The following is a 2055-nucleotide window of genomic DNA, read 5'->3' as shown; positions in this document are numbered from 1 at the left end:
CCCGCGGTGGTCGCCGCGGCGCTGGTCGCCGCGTTGGTGGTGGTTGTGCCCGTGTTCGACGACACCGGGGACGGGCGGGCCGGCACCGGGACGGACGCGGCCGCGGGCGGGAGCGGCCCGGAGTCCTCCGGTGCCGCCCGGATCGGGGATGACTCCCTGTCGGTGTCCGGTGCCCGCACCGCCGAGGTCGAGTGCACGCTGCCGGAGCTGAGCAGCGGCCGCGAGCGCCTCCGGGACTTCTACCGGGCCGAGCTGCGCTGTCTCGACCGGGCCTGGGAACCCGCGCTCGCGGAGGCCGGGCTGCCGTTCCGCCCCGCCGAGGTGGACATCGCCGATTCCCCGGACACCGCGTGCGGACCGCTGCCCCCGCGCGAGCGGGCGACGGGGCTCTACTGTTCCGAGGACGGCACGATCTACCTGCCGAGGACCCGCACGGTGGACGCGTTCGGCCTCACCACGGAGGCGCACGTGGCCACGCTCGCCCACGAGTACGGTCACCACGTGCAGTACCTGAGCGGCATCCTCGGCGACGCGGGCCGTGCACTCGGCGAGCACACCGCAGAGGGGCCACAGGAGCGGGAACTGAGCAGGCGGGTGGAACTCCAGGCCAACTGCATGGCCGGGATGTTCCTGCACGGCGCGCAGGGCCGCGGGGGGATCGACCGGGCGCTCGCCGGGGACGCCGTCGACGACTTCCGCAACTGGATCGACAGCGACACCCACGGGTCCGCCGGGACCCAGCGGGAATGGGCGCTGCGCGGGTACCGCGACGGGAGCATGAGCGCGTGCAACACCTGGCGTGCCCCGGCCGAACGGGTCCGGTGACGGCGGCTTTCGGACGAACGGTGCGGTGACCGGGAGCGGGTCACGGCACGCCCGGTAACGGCCGCGCCTCGCCGGTGGCGCTGTCGATCAGTGCGGCGTGGCTGACCCGTACCGTCAACGGCAACCTGTCGTACACCGCGCCGGCCACCCCGGGCAGGTCCCGCGTGGCGGCCCGGGTCGCCAGCGAGGTGTGCGGCAACCACCGGTCGATCTCGTAGTGCCGGTGGATGACCGCCCCGGTCGCCCGGACCGCCTCCACGACGGCGTGCTGCCGGGTCACCAGCGCGGCGGGGACGGCGGGAACGAGGCAGATCCGGCCGCGACGGAACGCGCCCACCGCGTCGAAGCGCAGTTCGTAGCCGCCTCCGTCGCCCAGTGCCGCCACGGCCGCGCGCACCGCGTCGAGGTCCCACTCCAACAGCACCACGTACGACAGGTGCGGGCGGTGCCGGCCGTGCGTGTGCGAGTGCGGGGTCGGCACCCCCAGTCGTTCGAACCGCAGCCACAGCTCCCGCACCGCGCGGTCCGACGGCGGATCGAACAGCAGGCACACGCCCAGGGCCACGCCGCCGACCCTAGGGCGGCACCGCCCGGGACGCCGCGCGGGCGGCACGGTTTCACCGTCGGTGACCCCGGGTATCTCCACTGAGAAGTGGCGCCGGTCACACCCGAACAGGAGGCTGTCATGGCTCGATCGAAGGAGGGCCGCACCCAGGTGCGCGGACTCCAGCCGGTGCAGATCCTGGCCGCACTGGTCGGTCTGGTCTATCTCGCCCTCGGGATCATCGGCCTGATCGTCACCGGATTCGGTGACTTCGCGGGGTCGACGGGCAGTACGCTCTGGGTGTTCGCCGTCAACCCGTTGCACAACATCATCCACATCGTCATCGGTGCGCTCGGTGTGCTCATGGCGGTGAAGTCGTCGGGGGCGCGCACGTACGGCTGGTTGCTGCTGGTGGCCTTCGGGGTCCTGCTGCTGTGGGGCCTCGCCGTCACGGGGGTGTTCGCCAGCAACCCGGTCAGCGGGCTCGGTAACCCGCTCGCCCTCAACGCCGCCGACAACTGGCTGCACCTCGGTACCGCCCTGCTCGGTCTGGTCATCGCGGTGATGCCCGCCCGCAAGGCCGCGGGCACGCCCGGCGGGACGTCGGAGACCGGGGACCGGATGCACACCGCCCGGGCCCCCGCGGAGGAGAGCCGTGGGGCGCGGGGCCGCAGGCTGTGGCGGCG

At 73.6% G+C, this 2055-nt stretch carries 3 protein-coding genes; 2 read left to right on the top strand and 1 reads right to left on the bottom strand.

Annotated features, from left to right (window positions below; all coding sequences use genetic code 11):
* The coding region (locus tag SACPADRAFT_RS0218005) for a neutral zinc metallopeptidase (protein WP_007027400.1) at window positions 1-825 on the top strand (825 nt) is incomplete at its 5' end.
* 40 nt (window positions 826-865) lie between these two features.
* Here the strand turns inward: SACPADRAFT_RS0218005 and SACPADRAFT_RS0218000 are convergent.
* Window positions 866-1390: a 2'-5' RNA ligase family protein gene (locus SACPADRAFT_RS0218000; protein WP_007027401.1), complete on the bottom strand. Its 525-nt coding sequence runs from the start codon at window positions 1388-1390 to the stop codon at window positions 866-868.
* A 120-nt stretch (window positions 1391-1510) separates the two neighbouring features.
* On the opposite strand from SACPADRAFT_RS0218000, the gene SACPADRAFT_RS0217995 reads away from it, so the two are divergent.
* Window positions 1511-2055, top strand: a 545-nt coding sequence (locus tag SACPADRAFT_RS0217995) for a DUF4383 domain-containing protein (RefSeq protein WP_007027402.1), incomplete at its 3' end; no start/stop codon positions are given.

This window comes from Saccharomonospora iraqiensis subsp. paurometabolica YIM 90007, from assembly GCF_000231035.2.
Classification (GTDB): Bacteria; Actinomycetota; Actinomycetes; order Mycobacteriales; family Pseudonocardiaceae; genus Saccharomonospora; species Saccharomonospora paurometabolica.
Note: the sequence above shows the minus strand (reverse complement) of the source record. Positions and strands in the feature narration are given on the sequence as shown.